The organism is Mesorhizobium terrae (genome assembly GCF_008727715.1).
Taxonomy (GTDB): domain Bacteria; phylum Pseudomonadota; class Alphaproteobacteria; order Rhizobiales; family Rhizobiaceae; genus Mesorhizobium; species Mesorhizobium terrae.
Genome location: NZ_CP044218.1, coordinates 616,715 through 632,595 on the forward strand (window position 1 = coordinate 616,715; position 15,881 = coordinate 632,595).

The 15,881-nt window shown below is 60.4% G+C and carries 7 protein-coding genes; 3 read left to right on the forward strand and 4 right to left on the reverse strand.

Annotated features, from left to right (window positions below; all coding sequences use genetic code 11):
* Position 1: 1 nt before the first annotated feature.
* On the forward strand, positions 2 to 1,321 hold the full coding sequence (locus FZF13_RS04190; protein WP_024926759.1) for a nucleotide disphospho-sugar-binding domain-containing protein: 1,320 nt from the start codon (positions 2 to 4) through the stop codon (positions 1,319 to 1,321).
* Positions 1,322 to 1,527: 206 nt separating this feature from the next.
* Positions 1,528 to 2,343: an arylamine N-acetyltransferase family protein gene (locus tag FZF13_RS04195; RefSeq protein ID WP_244431153.1), complete on the forward strand. Its 816-nt coding sequence runs from the start codon at positions 1,528 to 1,530 to the stop codon at positions 2,341 to 2,343.
* Between the two features lie 1,218 nt (positions 2,344 to 3,561).
* Here FZF13_RS04195 and FZF13_RS04205 read toward each other — a convergent pair.
* Genes FZF13_RS04205 through FZF13_RS04220 form a run of 4 tightly spaced genes read right to left on the reverse strand, consistent with a single transcriptional unit; the run spans position 3,562 to position 7,079 of the window.
* A complete protein-coding gene (locus FZF13_RS04205) occupies positions 3,562 to 4,761 on the reverse strand; it encodes a HEPN domain-containing protein (protein WP_065997435.1) in 1,200 nt (399 codons plus the stop codon).
* On the reverse strand, positions 4,758 to 5,591 hold the full coding sequence (locus tag FZF13_RS04210; protein WP_065997437.1) for a hypothetical protein: 834 nt from the start codon (positions 5,589 to 5,591) through the stop codon (positions 4,758 to 4,760). Before FZF13_RS04210 ends, FZF13_RS04205 begins: the two co-directional genes overlap by 4 nt.
* Positions 5,588 to 6,466 carry a nucleotidyl transferase AbiEii/AbiGii toxin family protein gene (locus FZF13_RS04215; protein WP_065997438.1) on the reverse strand — a complete coding sequence of 293 codons (879 nt, stop codon included), beginning with the start codon at positions 6,464 to 6,466 and terminating at the stop codon, positions 5,588 to 5,590. Before FZF13_RS04215 ends, FZF13_RS04210 begins: the two co-directional genes overlap by 4 nt.
* On the reverse strand, positions 6,459 to 7,079 hold the full coding sequence (locus tag FZF13_RS04220) for a type IV toxin-antitoxin system AbiEi family antitoxin domain-containing protein (RefSeq protein WP_065997439.1): 621 nt from the start codon (positions 7,077 to 7,079) through the stop codon (positions 6,459 to 6,461). Before FZF13_RS04220 ends, FZF13_RS04215 begins: the two co-directional genes overlap by 8 nt.
* Before the next feature lie 990 nt (positions 7,080 to 8,069).
* Here FZF13_RS04220 and FZF13_RS04225 point away from each other — a divergent pair.
* Positions 8,070 to 15,860 (forward strand): SpvB/TcaC N-terminal domain-containing protein, encoded by a 7,791-nt coding sequence (locus tag FZF13_RS04225; RefSeq protein WP_065997441.1) that lies wholly within the window; start codon positions 8,070 to 8,072, stop codon positions 15,858 to 15,860.
* Positions 15,861 to 15,881: the final 21 nt, after the last annotated feature.

The window sequence follows — 15,881 nt, forward strand, 5'->3', positions numbered from 1 at the left end:
AATGATGAACGCGACAGATGCGAGGTCCAACCTGCGCATCTTGGCGGTCTGCTGGGAAGGCGGCGGCAACGTGCCGCCGACACTCGGAGCTGTACGCGCGCTCGCCGGCCGGGGGCACAACGTCCGTCTGATTGCCGACGACACGATGCGAGCGGAGGTGATCGACGCAGGCGCCCGGTTCCTGCCATGGAAGCGCGCGCCGAACCGTTCTGATCGCTCACCCGAAAGCTGTTATGTGCGTGATTGGGAAACCTCCGATCCGTTGGCCGGCTTCCAAAGAGCATGCGAAAGGGTATTCGTCGGACCGGCGCAATTCCACGCCGAGGATATTCTCGAAGCATTGGCAACAGAGCCGGCCGATATCCTTCTCGGCGCGGATATGCTGTTCGGCAGCATGCTCGCGGGTGAAATCGCGAAAGTTCCGACGGCTCTGCTCGCGAGCAACATCTCGCTCTGGCCTCTTCCGGGACATCCGCCGTTCGGTCCAGGCTTTCAGCCTGCCCGGTCGGTTGCGGACAGAACACGCGATGCCGAGGTTTCAGCGACGGCCGAGCGGCAATGGGACGGCTTCCTGCCTTGCCTCAACGCGACGCGTGCTCATTTCGGGCTTGCGCCGCTGTTCCATGTCCGCGAACAGCCCTTGAGCGCTGGTCGCCATCTTCTTGCTACCAGCAGAAGCTTCGATTTTCCCACCGAACACCTGCCGGACCATGTACGCTATGTGGGGCCGCTGCTGGAGATGCCGAGCTGGGCCCACGAACGCTGGACGAGCCTGCCTGCGCGCGAGATGCGGCCCCTCGTGCTCGTTTCGTTCAGCACCACCAATCAGGGGCAGGCGGACGTACTCCAGCGGGCGATATCCGGTTTGGCCGGAGAGCCGGTCGACGTGGTCGTCACCCTCGGCAAGGCCCTCGAGGGGCTTCGTCTTCGATCGCCTGCGAACGCTACTATTCTTCCCAATGCAGCGCATGACGAAATCCTGACCAAAGCCAGCGTCGTCGTTACTCACGGCGGGCACGGCACGGTCTTGCGATCACTGAGCCACGGCGTTCCCCTCGTTGTTCTCCCGATGGGACGTGATCAGAACGACAATGCCGCGCGTGTGGACTATCACGGTGTGGGCCTGCGCCTCGATCCTTCGGCATCCCCGCAAATGCTTGGCGAGGCCGTGCGGCGCATCCTTTCAGAATCGAGCTTTTCCGAGCGGGCGTCGGCCCTTAGGCGCGCTATCGCCGAGGAAGGCCCGGGGCCTGCACGGCTTGTCGCGGAAATCGAGGACTTCGTCTTGAGATATTCACAAGGAGCCCTGTCGGCCGCGTGATCGGCCTCAGCATTTGCAAGCAGGAACACCGACCGGACTAACTCAAAACCCGTTTTCCCTACCGACGCCGTTGCCTTCCGCACTGGCGAACGGGGAGCTGTTGTCAATTCGCCCGACGGAGCCCCGAAAAACGGCATCGGAATCTCGAAAACGGTTCGATCAAAGGAACCCGAAGGATGACGTACGTCTCTCCAAGCGAAAATGGAATGATCCTGACATCCAGCCAATTGGATACCTATCTCGCCAAGATCGGGGTTGACCGGCCGGCGTCTCTCGACATCGAAAGTCTGTCGAGACTTCACCGCGCCCATCTGATGGCCTTCACCTGGGAGGCAATGGATGCCTTCATGGGATGGCCGTGCACGATCGCACCGGCTGCCGCCTTCGCCAAAATGGTTGAGGGCAAGCGCGGTGGCTGGTGCTACGAGATGAACGGTTTGTTCGGCGCGGCACTCGCCGCGCTCGGTTTCACTGTCACCCGTCTTTGCAGCGGCGTCGATCGCGAAATCATGGGCGACCTCGTCATCGGCAATCATCTGGCCCTGCGCGTCGATCTCGACCGGCCGTATATTGCGGACGTCGGCCTGGGCGACGCCATAGTCGAACCTGTGCCGCTTGCCGTTGGACCGATCAGCCAACGCGGTTTCGAATTTTCGATCGCGCCGGCGAACGACGGCTGGCTGCGCTTCAAGAACCATGCGCGCGGCATGGCGCACAGCTTCGATTTCCGGCCCGATTACAGCGACGAGGCCGCCATGGCCGCGACGCTTGGCTGGCTGACGCAAGATCCCGGCTCGCCGTTCACAAACGCGCTGGCGCTCATTCTGCATACTGCGGATGGCTATGTCGCCCTGAAGAACGATTGCCTGCGCAGCGTGACGGCAGACAGCGTCAGCGAACAGTCCATCACGAGCGCGGATCATCTCGCCGATACGTTCAAGACGGTTTTCAACATCGAGGTTCCCGAGTCTGGACGCGTCTGGGAAAAAATCCAGGCCGTCGGCCGCGAGATGGCGATCTGAACTCAAAATAATCGTCCGTGCGAACTTCAACTGGAAGTTTTGACGTCTTCCAGCAGGAGAAGCTCCAACAAAGCTGGCTCCGGTACAAGAAGCCGCTTTGCTTCGCTCGGCGGGCCCACAAATCGAAGGAGCGAGTTTCAAGAGGGAAGCCAAGCCGCTCAACGAGAGTGAGGAACAGACGAAATGACAGCGGCGCAGCAGCGCAAATCGCCGCCGAACCTACGCTGTTGCCGCTGTTATGCCCGTCATTCCCATTCGATTATTTAGATATCCTATAAGGCACTGAAATCATTGTCAAATATTTCTCGATATGCTTCCAATTCCGACATAAAAGCCGTCAAAAAATCACGCTATTGATTTTAAAGAGAAAATTGTCACAAAAAAATTTTTGAGGTTTCAGCAACTATCGGTGCCAATCGGCTGATTTTCGCTCTGACGGTGTTCGGTCGCACAATCGACTCGATCGCAAAAAGTACCGTCAGTTCAATCTATCACGCCCCGCTGGAGCGATCCATCCATCGCAAACCAAAAGAGCTGGCCTGCTCCATTGGCACTTGGTCACGCCATCATTCATGCAAGCCCCAGTTTCGATCAGGGTCGTTGCGTCGATTGTCGGCCTCCGGCGGGACCGTCTCGGAGTGCTGGGGCTGACCATCCGATCCTGTCCAGTCAAACCGAACGCGCCAACCGGTGCTCTTCCCGCTATTGCTTTGGTAGCCGATGACTTGCTTGGGCACCGTGATGCCCGCTAATACCATCGAACCTGATCCGGTGCCAATGTTAGCAATAAACACGCTGTCGATCAGGCGATGATCCGTGAGATCGCGCTCTAGAATGAGCGATGGGCTTTTTGATCGCTTGCTCCCTCCTCCTTCTCTCCGCGAGTTGCTCCCTAAGTTTGTCCCCTTCGGCAAGATAAGCCTCTGCTTCCGGTGCATTCGTTGGCGTACAGCCTCTCTTCATCGGAAGGCGTCCCTTCTGGTAGGCTGAGAGGATCGCCGCCGCCGCATCAGGACCAACCTCAAGAACAAGATCGAGCCAATTCCTTTCGCGTGTGTAGATGTCGGCGCGCTCAGCTTTCGACAGAACCCCTCCTTCAAGGACGAGCCTTCTCGTCTTAATGGGCATGATGCCAGGCAGGCCAGCAAGGAAGTCCGTAAGAGAGCGCATCGCCGATTCCTATTGAGTCATTCCTGGGCCACTAGAGCAGCCGATGTCTTACTGCTGTCGATCGTACAAGATCGCGTCAGCCTTCGCCCCCAGTGTCAGGCTCGTCCAATCCGGAAAACTGCCACGCTGAAGGATGGCCTGCATGACACGGACAACAAGCTGATCGGCGAGATCGAGATCGACCTTGGACTTTGGCGGAAGCACACCCGAGTGGACCGCGTCTGACCGAGCCTTGTATAGATGCTTCATCTCATCGAAGATCTTGGTCCGCTCGACGGCACCCTCACCCAAGAGCCAGGCGGCGCGACTGCCAATCTTATAGGTGATTTCGGTATTCGACGTTCCGAGATCGTGCATCAGCACGATTTCCGCCGCCATGCCCAAATCGAGAGCGCGATCGACAGGATGAATTGCCAGCCGCGAGCGCCCGAGCCGGTCGATTGCACGGGGAAGGCTGTCTCCCTCGGTTAATGCCGCTAGCTGCCCGAAGGCGGTCTTGATCGTCGCCAAATCCGCTGGGAAAGCCACGAGCGGGTGAGCCGCAAACGGGCGGCCTGACATCGTGCCATCAGCCGACAGCAAAGCGCGGCGATCCGACAGAATTACCGACATCGGCAACTCGACCCCGCCACTGGAGCCAAGCAAACAGGCGAGCCGAAAACGACGGCGGATTGCATCACGCGCCGATGAGGCGGGCTGTGTTATGCTGGTCCCGGCTGGCCCATTTGCTTCAGACGGGTGTTGTTCGAAGGCTGGCGTTACCTTGTAGGACTGGACGAGGAAGCCGGTTCCGGTGGGCATGCTCGGCCACGAATATCGCCAGGGGTAGTCGAACGCGCTGAAGATGTCGGCCGCCGGCGGCACAAGGCGAACACCATCGCCCAATTCACAGGGCTCGTTGATTTCGATGCCAAGCACCGGCGAAACTTCCTCGTAGACTGCGGCATTCCGCGACACTTCGTTCGTGAAGAGTGCAACGATATCTTCCGGCGCTATTTTTTCGACGAGCCGGTCAATCGCCCATTCACCGAAGCGGCCTCCGACGAGAGAGCCGCCGCCGTCGCCACTGAACACCCAACACGTCGCGAAATCGGAGAACGGCTCTGCGCGGGAGAGATATTGATCGACACGATGCTTCGCCTCGTCGCGCCAGAGTGAATAGTCGCTGCCGCGGTGAATCTCGGCGAGTTCTCCAGCTATCCCACGCAGGAAGGCTACCGCGTCGGATGCAGTGTCCGCTCTGCTCATTCCTTGTCCCACCGACCGAGGTTCACGTCGACGAAGCCGACCGGGTAGCCCCGAGCCAAGACGCCGAAGCTGGGCTCGCCTTCGCTATGAACGGCGAGGACATGCTCGGGACCGAGCGGCTGATGTGTGTAGAGGTCGAACGCATGTTTGTCCGGCCGGCAGCCGAGCAACCGGCCAAAGGTGGCAACCACTGCCTCAGCCGCCGAATAACCATGGCGGGAATGGACGAGCGGCATGGCAATCTCCAGAACGCGCGGCCGACCGATCTGCTTCAGCATGTCCTGAAGTACCGCGTCTCGCTGCCAGAAATAGGCCGACTCGCCGCCCCAGCTCTCGAGGAGCAATTCAACGCCGCTGTCTTCGACGTTGACGGGATGCGAGACCATCCAGAACTTGTTGGAGCGGGCGTCGAGTTGATCGCTTTGGTACGGGCTGTCGGCGAACAAGCGATCTGCGACCTCTTGGCTGAAGGCGCCAGCAGCGACTTGCGCCGCGAAGCGTGATCGGATGGTGTCGAGGCTGGATGGATAAATGCCGCCTTGCCGGAGAATGTCGACTTCTGCGTCGGTCAAGCGGGTATAGTGCCAGGCGCGGATCGTGCGAACTTCCATCAGCCGCATGATATGCTCCTTCACCCAAATGAACTCGCCCGCGTAAGGATTTTCGGGATGGGGCATGGTGTGATCGGAGGTCTCACGCTCCAGCCATTGGCGGCGCGAGGTGAGCATGTAGTTGCGGATGACATCGGCGTGGGCGTCGAGGTCGCCGCGCAACTCGCGGTCGAAGGTTTCGACGTCCCAGACGTCAATGATGGCGACGCCGTCAGTCATGCCTCATTCCCGTTTCTTGCTACGATCCGCGCGCATGACGGGCCGACCAACTCCCAAACCCCTTCGATGATCGATTCCAGCGAAACAGCGTCGAGTTCGAGCGACGCGGCGTAAGCACGCCATTGCCGTTGCTTCCCTTCGTCGCCAAACATGTCGACCGAGAGTCCTGGTGGACGCTCTGTCGGGATCGGCGTTCGACGGCGTTCGAACGTCGCGCGAATGGCCGCGTCTAGATCATCAGCGGAAATGTCGATCGCGCGCGGTATCGCCCATAGGTCGTAATAATCCTTCATGCGTCCGTTTAGGACGCCAAGCGCCACCATCGCCTGGAATTTCTCGGCAATCACTGTGGCGGGCGGATAGGAACGAACCTGCGGAGCGGGAAAATCCAGCAAGGCCGGATAGTCGAGCCGCTGCGTCGCATCGGCCATGGCGTCCCCGACGCCGATGTCGATTGTGACGGGGATGCGCGTTCTTTCGAGATAGGCAGCGGTCTTGAGGCGAATGCCGCCGTATTCCATCTCCTCTCGAATGACGGTCGCAGCGAGCGCATCGACGTCGAAGACGAGTCCATCGTCGCTCTTAGCCGCCATGATCTCCCCGAAGTCGGCGATCAGGCGGCCCGGATCGGCGTCCCCGAGCCCGAGAAAGTCCGCATCCCGCGTCACCCGGTTGTCGTCCGTCACCCAGACCGTGACCAGCATGCCGCCTTTTAGGACAAAACGGTCCTGATGCGCCGAGATCGACAGGCGGTAGAGCAGCCGTTCGAGTGCGAACCGCACCAGCAGGATATCGAATACGCGGCCTTCCTTGCGGGCGATATTCAGCAGCCGGTCCTTGACCGACTTCGCCATATTCGTCGGTGCTTTAGCCATTGGAGGTGAGCGCCTCGATATAGGGTTGCATCACCTTCCAGGCGCCGCCGGCCTTCGCGGCCTGGGCGATTGCGCTCGGAGTTGCCTTGCGTTGCTGAAGAGCAGCGCGCAGGCCCTCTACAGCGACTGATCGATCGACCAGTTTGGGGTTTCGGAACAGGTCGGCAAGGGTCTTCGGGATCGAATAGACCGGGACATCGAGTCCGGCGATAGCATGATGCTCGATGCCCTGTCGCAGATAAGGCGCCGTGAAGCGGACCATACGCAGCGGCGGATAGGACTGCACGGGCGCCCAATCGCTCGTCCCGATCGCCACCCAAACGCGCCGTGGCATCTGGTCGGTCAGTTCATGGAAGGCGAGCGCCGACACCAGTGCAATCACGCCTTTGGGGACGCGCATGATGGCTTCAGCGAGGATCTGGTTCTCTTCGACTTCCGCACCACGCTTCTGATAAACTCCGCGCGAGATACGCTCGACTTCCCCGCTCTCGACGGCGCGCGCTATCGTTTGCGCGCTGATGCCAGCCTCACGCAGTTCATGCGCATGCATCATGCTGCGCGCATCGAGCATGCTTCTGAGCTTCGCCTTTTGTGAATCTTGCGCCGAGGGCATGTTACAAATCCTCCAATCGACCGCAATCTTATCAGAGGTTTTGTCACGCGCCATCCCTGAGACGCCGATCGCCCACCGACGCACAACATGAATTTCTCAGCCGCGAGCCGCTTTGCCTGATGCTTCGGGCAAGCCAGACCCGACAGGTTCAATGCGAGCAACATAAACGAGGGCGAAAGCCTTCCTCTGCGCCCGAGCCAAAGTCTCTGCCACCCCCTTCTGCGAGGAGACCCCGCAACGCCAAGAGAGTGAGAGTGCAGGCCGGGTTTGCCGTGACGGTTTCACCCCCGCCGATTTCCTGGACGTCGCCGCGCACCGCCGTCGATCAACTGCAGCCAATGGCTCCGAATTATGTTTCATTTCTGGTTCGTCGTCAGTGGTGGAAAAGTGCTGGATGGCATCTAAAAAAGCGAACCACCTATCATTCGATCACTTGTGGAAATAGACCGGCGCGCACCTGCTACGGACTGGCGAAGCGAAGCAATAGCCTTCCGAGTTGACGTGATGGACAATGATGTGGTCCGCAACCGGCCCGCCTGTTCGTCCGGCTGGTTCCGAAGTTTGGAAATGGATACGGTACTGAGTTCACCCAACTCATCGGGAACCTAGTCGGTGACTTTCGCATCAGGGTTCGTGCCAATCACCACGGAATCGAGACCCTGGTTTTTGCGCAAAGGGGACTTGGTTGAAAGTGTTGCAGGGCACGTCGGGTGGTGGGCCTTCTTGGTCTAACTGATTTCAAGAAATTCTTGTTGATAGTTTGTCGAACGTCTCCGATACTGGCGTGACACGAACATTAGGGTGCCATCAATTGACCATATCGGCTGAACGGGCCGGTTGCTGGCGTTGAATTGAATTCCGGTACCGGCAGGAAGTGTATCGTCGCCCGCGACAGCTCTCTCACCAGCACCTGATCTGTTTCAAAAAAAGCGCATCCACTCACATAGACTTTATGCCGACGTATTGTGACTTCTCGATTGAGAGGGTCGAATGTCTGGAGAAAAGTCCCCCGCGGCGACGCCATTTGAAGCCGTCGTACCACCGGCCATTACCTTACCGAAGGGTGGCGGTGCCGTTCGCGGCATCGGCGAGAAATTTGCCGCCAACCCGGTAACCGGTATCGGTGCGATGTCGGTGCCGATCGCGACGAGCCCGGGACGCACGGGATTTGGCCCCTCGTTGTCGCTTTCCTACGATTCCAGCTCGGGCAACGGTCCGTTTGGCTTCGGCTGGAGTCTTTCTCTTCCGTCGATCACCCGCAAGACCGACAAAGGGCTGCCGCGGTATCTGGACGGCCACGACAACACGAAGGATTCCGACATATTCCTTCTGTCGGGTGCTGAGGACCTCGTCGCTGCCTATCAGCAGGATATGGCGGGCCGCTGGTCACGCGATCAGCAGGGCCATATTCTCCTTGATGACCAGGAGATCGACGGCTACCGCGTGCGCCGCTACCGCCCGCGCATCGAAGGGCAATTTGCCCGCATCGAGCGCTGGACGCTGCTTTCCGATCAGCAGGACGTCCACTGGCGGTCCATCACCCGCGACAACATTCTCACTCTCTACGGTCGCGATGCCAACTCCCGCATCTTCGATCCGGAGAATGGCGCTCGCATCTTTTCCTGGCTGATCTGCGAGACTCGTGACGACAAGGGCAATGCGGTTCTCTATCGCTACAAGGCCGAGGACGGCGAAAGGGTCGATTACGGCAGGACCTGCGAACGCAACCGCGGCAGACCCAACGACCGGCGCCGCACTGCCAACCGCTATCTGAAGCACATCTATTACGGCAACCGCGTGCCGCTGCTGGAGGAGGAAGGGCGTCGCCCCCGCTTTCTCGACAAGGCCAAGATCGATGACCTGATTGCCCAGGGCGGCTTCCTGTTCGAAATGGTCTTCGACTACGGCGAACACGACGGTGACGCACCCAAGCCGGACGATGCGGGGACATGGGATTACCGGGCGGACGCATTTTCCAGTTACCGGCCTGGCTTCGAGTTGCGCACGACGCGCCTTTGCCGCCGCGCGCTGATGTTCCATCATTTTCCGGAAGACGATGAGGTCGGCAGAAACTGCCTGGTTCGCTCCACAGATCTTGGCCATGACGGTCAGCATGGCCCTGATGTTATTTCCGGCCCGGTCTACGCCTTTCTCACCTCTGTCAGGCAGATGTCCTATCGGCGCAACGCCACCGGTTACGACCGCCGAGGTACACCGCCGGTCACATTCGAATACACGCAACCTGTCGTGGAAGAAACCGTCCACGACATTGATGCCAAGAGCCTGGAAAACCTGCCGAACGGGCTCGACACCGCCTCTTACCGATGGCTGGACCTGCATGGCGAGGGCATTCCCGGCATCTTGACTGAACAGGCCGCTGGCTGGTTCTACAAGCGCAATCTCAGTCCTCTGGGCTGGCGGCAGCCCGCATTTGCACCGTCCGAGCTCGTCGCGCAGAAGCCCAACCTTTCGCTCGTCGGCGACGCGGCCGAATTCATGGATCTCGCAGGCGACGGCCAGCCGGATCTTGTGGTTCTCGACGGCCCCGTTCCCGGCTTCTACGAGCATGATGAGGACGAAAGTTGGCTGCCCTTCCGCCCCTTCTCCTCCTCTGTAAGACGCACCGTGCACGACCCCAATACCCGGCTTATCGATCTTGACGGTGACGGACACGCCGACATCCTGATCACCGAAGATGATACCTTCGTCTGGCACCTCTCCTTGGGAGAGGACGGCTTCGGTGCGGCGGAACGATCTTGGCAGGGGCGGGACGAGGAGTTGGGGCCACAACTGGTTTTCTCGGACGCCTCCCAGTCCATCTATCTTGCCGATATGAGTGGCGATGGCCTGACCGATCTGGTGCGCATCCGCAGTGGCGAGGTCTGCTACTGGCCTAATCTGGGCTATAGCCGTTTCGGCGCCAAGGTCACGATGGAGAGGTCGCCGGACTTCGATAGTCTCGACCAGTTCCGCCAGAGCCGCGTGCGTCTGGCCGATATCGACGGCAGCGGCACGACGGACATCATCTATCTGCACCGCGAAGGTGTCCGCCTCTATTTCAATCTCTCCGGCAACGGCTGGAGTCTGCCTCAGACGGTCGCCGCCTTTCCACGCATCGACGACCTGGTGTCGGTCGTGCCGATCGATCTCTTCGGCAACGGCACGGCTTGCCTCGTCTGGTCGTCGCCGCATCTCGGCGACGGTGGTGGGGTGCAGATGCGCTATGTCGACCTGATGGGCGGAAGGAAGCCGCATCTGCTTGTCAGGGTCGCCAACAATCTTGGTGCGGAGACGCGGATAGATTACGCTTCCTCCACCAAATTCTATTTGCAGGACCGGCTCAACGGCACGCCCTGGGTTACCCGTCTGTCCTTTCCCGTGCATGTGGTCGAGAAAGTCACCATCACAGACAAATGGCGCAACACCAGTTTTGCCTCGGCCTACTCGTATCATCACGGCTATTTCGACGGCGACGAGCGGGAATTTCGCGGCTTCGGCCGAGTGGAGCAGGTCGACACCGAATCCTATGGCGAGTTCACCGCCGGCAACGCCACCAGTCCGTATATCACAGAGGATCGAGCGCTCCACCAGCCGCCTGTCAAGACCGTCACCTGGTATCATACTGGCGCTTTCCTGGATCGCGAACGCATCCTTACGCAGTTTGCGCACGAATATTTTCCAAACTGGCTGAGGGCTCCTCTGCCGGCGGGTTTCGCGGAGAAATCGTTGCCTGCACCCGATCTTGGGAACGAAGAGCTTAGCACGGTGGAATGGCGCGAAGCGCTTCGCGCTTGCAAGGGCTTTGTGCTGCGACAGGAGGTCTATGAGCTCGATCTCGACGCCCTGGAACGCCCTGGCGATCCTCGGCATATCCCTGTCAAGCTGTTCTCCACCGCCTATCACAACTGTCGCATCAGCCGGCTTCAGCCGCACGAGGCCAACGCCTATGCGGTCTTCCTCGTAACGGAGAGCGAGGCTGTTACCTATCACTACGAACTGCCCCTGATGCCCGCTGGCGTGCGCCCCGACCCGCGCGTCGCCCACACGCTGAACCTGCGCCACGACGGGTACGGCAACGTGCTTCAGACGGTTGACATCGTCTATCCGCGCGTCGGTCTGTTTGAAGAGGATGCCCTTAACGCCGGCACGCTGGCGGCGATCCGCAGTGTCCAGAAGCAACGCCACCTCGTCTACAAGGAGACGCGCTACACCAAGGACCATCTCGACATCGACGCGCAACGCTTGCGAGTGCCATGCGAGACGATGACCTATGAACTTGCCATTCCGGACGGCAGAGGTGGCGATTACCTCACCATCGGCGAACTGGCGAAATGGGCGCTGAGCACTTACTATCCTCCGACGGTGCCAGTTGCCGATGTCGTTGCAGTGGCCGACATCCCCTACCATTCAATTCCCGACGGGGTCAGCTGGCAGAAGCGCCTCATCGAGCACCAACGAACGCTCTATTTCTCGGCTGATCTCGCAAATCCGGCTCCGTTCGGCGAACCTGGACCGCTCGGCCTGGTTTTCGAACACTATCAGTTGGCGCTTACAGACAGCCTGCTGGAAGCGGTCTTCAAGAACGCCGACGGCACCGGCAAGCTCGATCAGGTCATAGACGGCCCGCGCAACGCCCGCGATCTGCTCGACAACCCCGGAACCAGCGGCTACCTCAGCGGCGCAGCCCTTGCTGTACGCTTCGCCTCGATCCCACCTGCCCAGCTGGCCGGGCAATACTGGGTCCGATCCGGCATCGCCGGCTTTGCAGGGGACGCCGCCACACACTTCTATCTTCCAGTCCGCTATGCCGATGCCTTCGGCAATGTCACGAGCGTGACCTATGATGGTTGCGATCTGTTTGTTGCGGCGAGCACCGACGCGCTCGACAACACCGCTCGCGTCGCCCGGTTCGACTACCGCGTGCTCGCTCCGCGGGAGATGCGCGACGTCAACGACAATCTCTCCGAAGTCTTCTTCGACGTGCTTGGCTTTCCAACAGCTATGGCGCTGAAGGGAAAGGGTGACGAGGCCGACGATCTCTCCGGATTTGATGCCAGTGTCGCCAATCTTGCTCGCGCGCAGCCACCGCTGATGGCGCTGCGGGCCTTCTTCGACGGTGTCAATCTCGATGAGGCGCAGGCACGTGACTGGCTCGCCAACGCGACAGTCCGCCACATCTACGATTTTGGCGAGATCGAACAGCTGCTTGCTGACGGCACGCGGACGACCCAGTGGGCGGAGCACCCGGCTTGCGCCTGCACCATCCTGCGCGAGCAGCACGTCCGTGAGCTTGCCGCAGGCGCGGCAAGTCCGTTGCAGGTAGCCTTAGAATATTCGGACGGCCTCGGAACCGCGATCGTCAGGAAAATTCAGGCCGAGCCAGAAGTGGCTGGCCAGCCTCTGCGTTGGGTAGCCACCGGCAAGGTCATCTTCAACAACAAGGGTAATCCGGTCAAACAATACGAGCCCTATTTCAGTGCTGCTGCCATCGGGCATCGTTTTGAGGAGCCTGAGGCAGCAGGAGTGGCAACGGTCGTCTACTACGATGCCATCGGCAGGATCGTGCGTCGGGAAATGCCGGACGGTAGTTTTGAGCGCGACGAGTTCTCGCCTTGGCATGTGCGCAGTTTCGATCGCAACGACACAGTGCTGGAGCCCGGCAACAGCTGGTATGCGAGGAAGACGGCCGGTGCTGCCACGGCGGAGGAGAAACGCGCGGCGCAACTGGCAACCGATCATGCTGGCACACCGACCCTAACCGTTCTTGATAGTCTCGGCCGCGCGGTGATCGCCATCGCGCACAACCGCGTAAAGACTGGGGCGGGTGCCGTCGAAGACAGGATGTACCCGACATTCACACGGCTCGATGCCGAAGGGAAGGCGCTTTGGATCCGAGACGCTCGCGGCAATCTGGCGATGCAATACATCCTGCCGGCGGCTCCAGACGGCCAGGTTGATAACCCAACGAACTTCGCGCCCGGTTACGATATTGCAGGCAATCTTCTCTTTGAGCATAACGCCGATGCTGGCGACCGCTGGACGCTGAACGACGCCGCGGGCAAGCCGATGGTGGCGTGGGACAGTCGCGGCCACATGTTCCACGTCGCCTATGATCCCCTGCACCGCCCTGCGGCATCCTATGTCAAGGGCGCCGATCCAGCCGATCAAAACAAGGTCGTCCAGTTCGAAAGAGTGCTTTACGGCGACACACCAGGCAACGGCTTGCCGGACACCCCCGCCAACGACCAGACCCGCAAGCTGAACCTGCGCGGACGGGTCTACAGGCACTACGACAAGGCCGGCCTTGGGACCAGTGCCGGGACCATTCCGGCGACTGGTGACGCGGAGGCCTTCGACTTCAAGGGCAATGCGTTGCGCAGCACGCGTCAGTTGCTGCAAGACTACAAGCAGTTTCCCGACTGGTCGCGGGCGCCTCCACTGAATGCGGAAATCTTCAGCCAGAGCACCCGTTACGACGCGCTCAACAGGCAAGTCCAGCACGTCGCCCCGTACAGCAACCGACCGGGCGCGACGCTTGACGTCATCCGCCCGGGCTACAACGCAGCCAACCTGCTCGAGCGTGTCGATGTCTGGCTGGAGCTTGCCGGCGAGCCACCCAATTTGCTGGATCCTGCCACTGCAACGCTGCACGCTGTCGCCAATATCGACTACAACGCCAAGGGCCAGCGCATCCTCGCCGAGCAGAACGAAGCGGAGCACCGCATCGTCATCCGCTATACTTATGAGCCGGACACCTTCCGGCTGAGCCGCCTTGAGAGCATGCGTCCTGGGCATCAACAGGCCGACAGGCGGATGCTGCAGGACTTACTCTACAGCTATGATCCGGTCGGTAACATCACCGCCATCCGCGACGACGCGCAGCAAACGGTCTTCTTCGACAATTCCACCATCGCGCCAAGCAACGCCTATATCTACGATCCGCTCTACAGACTGATCCGGGCCGAAGGGCGGGAGCATGCCGCGCAAAACAACGCTCAGCGCGATGCCGCGTCGTTTGCGCCCGTAGTCGGCATACCTTTTCCCAACAGCCCAGAGGCACTGCAGCGCTACAGCGAGGATTACGAATACGATCCAGTCGGCAACATCATGAGCCTGCGCCATGCCGGCGGGGCGATCCTACGCTGGACGCGCCGCTACCAATATACGCCCGCCGGCAACCGCCTTGTCGCCACCCGGCTGCCAGCCGATCCCGACAATCTGCCGGACTATCCGGCCGCGCCTGGGTACACCGCCCGGTACGGTTACGACGCGCGTGGCAATATGACTTCCATGCCGCACCTGTCGGTGATGGAGTGGGATTTCCAGGACCAGCTGAGCGCCACCCAACGGCGGCTCAACAATGGCGGAGCAGCGGAAAAGACCTGGTATGTCTATGACGCGACCGGCGAGCGCGTGCGCAAGATCACCGATGCGGCGAACGGCAAGCCGAGGGAAGAGCGCATTTACCTCGGCAACATCGAAATCTATCGCGCTTATGAGGCCGACGGCCAAACGGTCAAACTGGAGCGCGAGACGTTGCATGTCATGGACGACAAACGACGTGTCGCACTTGTCGAAACACGAACGCGCCTTGCCGGCGCGGATCCGGCACCGCGCCAGCTCATACGGTTCCAACTCGGCAATCACCTAGGCTCGGCGGTGCTCGAAGTCGATGGCGAGGCGCAGGTGATTTCCTACGAGGAATATCACCCTTACGGCACCACCGCCTACCAGTCCGCCCGCAGTCAAGCCGAAACGCCAAAGCGCTACCGTTTTACCGGCAAGGAACGGGACGAGGAGACCGCCCTCTGCTGCCACGGCGAGCGATACTACTCACCGTGGATGGGAAGATGGATTTCGTGTGATCCGATCGGAATCTCAGGAGGCTTGAATCTCTACCTGTACGCCGGGGCATGTCCGACTTGTTTCGTCGACCCATCCGGATTGGACCCACAGCACCCGGAAGACACCGATATTCACCAGATTTGGCGCGAAGGACCACCCGCTCAGAACACCAGTACCGACAAACGGGCCACGATGTCAGGGCCACCGCCGAGCCAACCTCCCGGCAGCGCCCCCCCCACAAGCAGTCAGCCCCCTAGCAGTCAGCCCCCTAGCAGCCAGCCCCCTAGCGACGAACCCGACGATTTCGACGCTGATCCTTCACGCAAAGGTGAGGGCTACAAGCGAGGTCAAGGTCAACAGCGACAGAGGAGCATCGAGGACCGGATCAAACGCCTTCAGGAAGGTCGCCCGTCAACGAAAGGTGAGGATTCCGATTGGGCGAAAAGACCAAAGCAAAGCGGAATCCAGAGCGGAAAGAAGACGCAGCAGAACGCCGACTTTGAACGCCGGCCCGGCACGCGCAGAAAGAAAGATTCGCTGCCCCAGCCAGATGCACGCACGGCACCACACAACCAGCCCAAGCCTTTGCTGCCGCGACGCCCGACACCGCTTGAGCCTCCGAAACAAGACGTACTGAAGCCCGATCCCGCGCCGTTACCTCCGTCGACCCCAGCCCATCCGACACCGGTATCGCCCCAACCTGCGTTGCCGCACCCGGCCGAGCAACGCACACCGAGCGGCTTGACCCCCGAGCAACTTCGTCGCCTCGAAGAAGCCGATAAGCCACTTGAGCAGGGTGCCATCGACTGGGTGGCGATGCTCACCCTTGGCTTCATTGTATCTCGCGCACTGGGTCCCTCATTGCGTTTGGGCACAGCTGGCGCCACCACCGGCGCTGCCACCGGTGGCGGAACGTTGATGCCCGCGTTTCCATAGGGAATAGCAAGCGCAGGTGGG